This is a genomic window from Leptospira yanagawae serovar Saopaulo str. Sao Paulo = ATCC 700523 (assembly GCF_000332475.2).
In the GTDB taxonomy this organism is placed as follows: Bacteria; Spirochaetota; Leptospiria; order Leptospirales; family Leptospiraceae; genus Leptospira_A; species Leptospira_A yanagawae.
This window is the reverse complement of record NZ_AOGX02000045.1, coordinates 1-4877: the sequence shown is the minus strand read 5'-3', so window position 1 is coordinate 4877 and position 4877 is coordinate 1. Positions and strand designations below refer to the sequence as shown.

At 33.8% G+C, this 4877-nt stretch carries 5 protein-coding genes; all 5 read right to left on the bottom strand.

Going from position 1 to position 4877, the window contains the following annotated elements; translation table 11 throughout:
- Window positions 1-283: 283 nt before the first annotated feature.
- Entirely contained in the window at window positions 284-727 is a 444-nt protein-coding gene (locus LEP1GSC202_RS20295) for a hypothetical protein (RefSeq protein ID WP_039929471.1), read from the bottom strand.
- 312 nt (window positions 728-1039) lie between these two features.
- Window positions 1040-1627 carry an SH3 domain-containing protein gene (locus LEP1GSC202_RS17985; RefSeq protein ID WP_244147773.1) on the bottom strand — a complete coding sequence of 196 codons (588 nt, stop codon included), beginning with the start codon at window positions 1625-1627 and terminating at the stop codon, window positions 1040-1042.
- Window positions 1628-2230: 603 nt separating this feature from the next.
- The gene (locus LEP1GSC202_RS19780) at window positions 2231-2377 is read right to left on the bottom strand and encodes a transposase (RefSeq protein ID WP_015679190.1); all 147 of its coding nucleotides are present in this window, start codon (window positions 2375-2377) and stop codon (window positions 2231-2233) included.
- Between the two features lie 1479 nt (window positions 2378-3856).
- Window positions 3857-4210, bottom strand: coding sequence for a type II toxin-antitoxin system HicB family antitoxin (locus tag LEP1GSC202_RS17975; RefSeq protein ID WP_015679191.1), 354 nt, complete (start codon window positions 4208-4210; stop codon window positions 3857-3859).
- Complete coding sequence (locus LEP1GSC202_RS17970) at window positions 4207-4467, bottom strand: type II toxin-antitoxin system HicA family toxin (protein WP_039928887.1); 261 nt, start codon at window positions 4465-4467, stop codon at window positions 4207-4209. Before LEP1GSC202_RS17970 ends, LEP1GSC202_RS17975 begins: the two co-directional genes overlap by 4 nt.
- Window positions 4468-4877: the final 410 nt, after the last annotated feature.

Sequence of the window (4877 nt, the reverse complement as noted above, 5' to 3'; positions counted from 1 at the left end):
AAAATAATACCTATTATTCCAGTAGCTGATATCCAAGTAGGCTTTTGCTTTTTTTAACATTTGTTTCCATTCTCATGTTCTTCTATTCATTGTATTTTAACAAATAGCGCATAACGAATAGACTTACCGAAGTTCCCCGACCCTGAGTCCCTGCGGGACGTTAGGGACTGGCATGTAGCTTGCGAAGGCAAGGCGAATGCCAGAAGGGGAATTTGCCGTAGGCCGAGCGAGGCCTTGTGCCGAAGCGTAGCGGTAAGTCGCTGTTATGCGCAGTAGGAAAGTTTTATAAACTATTTTTAATCTCTATAGTTGATTGATTGGGTAAATCCTGAAATGAATATAGTTTGGTATGGCTTTCCGAATCGATAATAATATAATCTGTTTTTAATAAAAGATTTAAATAGAAAATATCAAGTTTATATTTTCCAAAAGGTAATTTTGCCCTGAAAATTCCATCGTAATCAGTCATACTCGTATATTTACCTGGATTAAATATTATTTTCAATCCGTAAATCGGTTCATTATTTGAAATCCAAATAGTTTTCCCTTCGAAAATACCGTATTTAATATCAATAGAATTCCACTTCGCAAAGTATAAATTCGTTTCTTTTGTGGAAAAATTATTTGCTTTGATTGAATTATCTAATATAGCTTCTGGTAGTGAAAAACCATTGTAAAAAAAATTAAATATTAAGAATAAACAACAAATGTATACTAACTTATTCATTGAATTAAACTAAATCTTAATGAATTTATTTAAATGGAAATTATAATTGAAACAAAGTCGTTTTATTAATATCCTCAAATTCTTTCAGATTTCTAACTAAAAAGTTAATTGTAAAAGTATTTTTTCCTATTGCGCATAACGTAACTAGCTTGCCGAAGTTCCCCGGAGCTGAGCCTCTGTAGGAGGCGTTAGCGTCGGCGCGGATCTTGCGTAGGCAAGAGACGTGACGGAGGGGAATTTGGCGGAGCCTGGAGGGAGGGCTTGTCCCTCCCGGAACGGCAAGCGTCAGTTATACGCAGTTCCTAATATTTTCTAATCGCAATCATCTTCTAGCATTCCCTGCATGCATAATTTTTTATTCTTTATATAAAGATACTCATTAGTTTCCTCTCCATAATGTTTGAGCCAAACTAAATCTCTATATATCAGAATAACTCCATTTCCTTCGCAAAGAATATATCCCTTTTTAACAATTTTTTTATCTAGTTTATTAAAGCACTCAGTTTTCGGAAGACAATTTGCGCCAGCGCAAAGTTCGTAACTAAATTTGTAAGTTGCGTCTTCCTTCATTTTTAAGTTTAGATAATAATCACCAGAGGTACCGTTGAATTCTTTAAAGGTCCATCTTTTGGGTTTTTTAAATTTTTCAGAAGTTCCTAAATATGTATCAAATACCCAACCGTCTTTATTTTCATCCTTTGAAGAATATCCAGTTTCAATAAAAATCCAATTGCCGCTGACATTATTTATCGTATCTCTAACTTTCATATTTGGTTTTATTTTTACTAATTTAGTTATTGGTAACTGAATTATCACCTGAGAGTTTAAGTTTGGATCCTTTCTTATATTAACCTCTGTTCCTGCAATAGGTATATATTTATCCTTAGCTGCTAGTTTCATATTAGTATTTAGTATAATTAAAATCAAAAATATTTTTTTCATTTTATATCTTGGTTTTTTAGGAATTGCGTATAACGAATAGGCTAACCGACGTAGGCTGACCCTGAGTCCCGGAATCGGGACGTTAGGGACTGGCGCGTAGTTTGCGTATGCAAACGAGTGCCAGAAAGCCTATGTGCCGTAGGCCGAGCGAGGGCTTGTCCCGAAGCGATGTGGTTAGCCGCTGTTATACGCAGTATCCAAGGTGAGAAAATAAAGTAATTAGAAAACAAATTAATCTGCATTTCTTTTTCTTTCATTTTTATCTTCTTAAGGTGTATTTTTCTCAAATTCTTTTTTTGAATTTAATAAAAAAAGTATCCTAATCTTTACATTATGTAAAATGACCTGCCCCCTATTTTCAGTTACCAATGGATAAGTTTAGTTTTCTCTAAACATTTCAACCATTAAGATACGCTTAAACTCTGGAAGNGTCAAGTAATTTCAAATGAAGAGTGAAGCGCTCGTGTTTGTATCGTATAACTTCGTATAATGTATGCTATACGAAGTTATTACGTAGATTTGAATTTTCCTGTCTCGAGTGCCTTCATCTTCTTGATTTCGCTAAGCTCCATTCCTTCCATACTTGTTACGCCAGCGATAAAATGTTTGTTCAGTGATTCCGTATTTCGTGAAGTTCTGATTGGATACCTGTTCTGCTTCCTTTAATATCCGAAAAATCTCGCTTTCTTCTATCTTCTTTCTTGCCATAATGCTCTCTCCTTAATATCGGAGAAAACTAACTTAAATATCGGTGCAGTTTTTGGGGAGCAGGTCAAAAAATAGAGTCGCCGTCCAAAAATAATATTTTATATAAGATTAAACCAAGAACTCTTCATTTCCATCTTTAGTTCATCATTTCTCTTAATTCTTATTTCTAAAGGTGAAAATTTTCATTAAAACTTTCTAGTTAATTGGCAGAACTGCGATAAAACGAATATCATAAATAAAAATGCGTTAATTCAAAAATATTAGCGTGAATACTTACTAATAGTTTCTTAATCACTTTTTGGATATTGCGTATAACGAACTAGTGTAAACGACGTTCCCCGACCCTGAGTCCCGGACGGGACGTTAGGGACTGGAACGACGCTTGCGAAAGCAAGAGGAGTGCCAGAGGGGAATGTGGCGTAGCCCAAACGAGGCCGCAAGTGCCGAAGTGAAGCGTTTACATGCTGTTATGCGCTGCGAGTTATGCTTGGAATTGAATTGTTTGTATTTTAGAGAAATTTCAAATCAGTTTTAACAGTTTGTTAAATGGTTTGTGATTTAAATAAAATACTTAATGTTTCATTTTCCAAATTATAGTATCTGGGAAGTTGATAGGAAGATTAAACTCTTTAATAAAGTAGAATAATACTTCTGCAAATTATCTATTCATGAATTTAATCTTAGGCAATTCAATTATAAAGCTGCAAATGTTTCAAGTGATTTGAATGGGGGGGGGGATGTGCTTTTTTCTTTTTAAATTGTGTCTTTTTAGGTAAATAACTTTTATGTTAAATTTTGATTAATTTAGAATAAACCGAGATTTGCCTTTGTAAATATATTTATTATTATAAAGAAGACGATTGCAAAGCCAATTAAAGTATAAAGTCGCAAAAATTTACTTGTATAGAATGTTGTTTCTTTTTCTAAATATTTTTTGAAATTATAATGTCCTATTTTATTTATATTTAGAACCTTTCTAGGAATAAACTGACCTTTGTAATTTTCGAATGTTGTGTTGTCGAATGAGATCGGGCAATCGTATAAACATTCTTTACACATTCTTTGTTCATCATTACTGTTTATATAAATGCAATAAGTGCCTGGCAAATATATAAAAACATCTTCAGTATCCGCTATTTTCATTTCAGTCATTTCCCAAATAATAATTAGAAATGTTATAAGGAACGGGATAATTATTAACAGAAGTTTAATTAGGAATTCTTGTTTTGAATAAAAATCTATTTTGTTCATATATTTGGGTATTTTAATTCTAAAAATGAAGTCAAAGTTAATTTAATAATTCTTATCCCAATTTAACTCGTTGCGCATAACGAATAGACTTACCGAAGTTCCCCGACCCTGAGTCCCGGAGGGACGTTAGGGACTGGCACGTAGTTTGCGGATGCAGACGAGTGACAGAAGGGGAATTTGCCGCAGGCCGAGCGAGGCCTTGTGCCGAAGCGAAGCGGTAAGTCGCTGTTATGCGACGTGAGCTTTGTCTTGTTTGATTTCCTTTTCAATAGCTTTTTGAACTAATTGATTTAAAGAAATTCCTTCTATCAAAGATTTTCGGTAAGCTTTTCTATGAAGGTCAGTTGGGATTCTGACATTGAAAGAACCTTTAAAAGATTTTTCTGGATCTTTTTTAACTTTTATACATACGTGGAGATAATCATCAACAGATTCAATGAATGCTTTTTTTATTTCATTAACAGATTTTCCTTCAAAAGAAATTAAATCTTCTATTCCTTCAATTTTTCCGTAGAAAATTTCATCTTCTGAATCAAAATGAACAGAACCAAGATATCCTTTATATTCCATTAAATCTTTCATTCTAAATACCCTTCCGATTTTAATTCATCAATAATTTGATTTATTTGGTATGATTTTAAAATATTACCAGGATGAGGCTTGTGTAACCTAATCACATGTTTTCCTTTTTCATGAATCCATGCAACTCTTGATCCAGAAGATTTTCCTGAATTGTCTTCTGTATAATCGAATCCATTCAAAAGCTTCCTGAGTTCATCGTAAGTAAAATCCTTTGGTTTAGATAATATTCTAGCTAAAAGTTTATCTTTTTTGGACACTAAATATTGAAATAACTCGAAAGCGAAAATAATGCAACTAAAAAATAGTTACATTTTTCATATTCTTCCAACTTTCGATATTGTTTTAAAAAAACATTTTTTAGCTCATGTCGCATAACGAATAGACTTACCGAAGTTCCCCGACCCTGAGTCCCGAACGGGACGTTAGGGACTGGCATGTAGCTTGCGTAAGCAAGGCGAATGCCAGAAGGGGAATTTGCCGTAGGCCGAGCGAGGGCTTGTCCCGAAGCGTAGCGGTAAGTCGCTGTTATACGACGTTTTTGAATTTATACATTAGCACCAAATTCTATTACTACAGATTGAAAAGCATCTGATTTAGTATAGTTACCACGTAATCCATATTCAATATTCTGTAACGTATCATATCTAGTATCACCGGAATATACTCT

Coding starts and splice junctions, on each gene's coding strand:
- LEP1GSC202_RS20295 (WP_039929471.1), bottom strand. CDS start 727: ATGAATAAGTTAGTATACATTTGTTGTTTATTCTTAATATTTAATTTT.
- LEP1GSC202_RS17985 (WP_244147773.1), bottom strand. CDS start 1,627: ATGAAACTAGCAGCTAAGGATAAATATATACCTATTGCAGGAACAGAG.
- LEP1GSC202_RS19780 (WP_015679190.1), bottom strand. CDS start 2,377: ATGGCAAGAAAGAAGATAGAAGAAAGCGAGATTTTTCGGATATTAAAG.
- LEP1GSC202_RS17975 (WP_015679191.1), bottom strand. CDS start 4,210: ATGAAAGATTTAATGGAATATAAAGGATATCTTGGTTCTGTTCATTTT.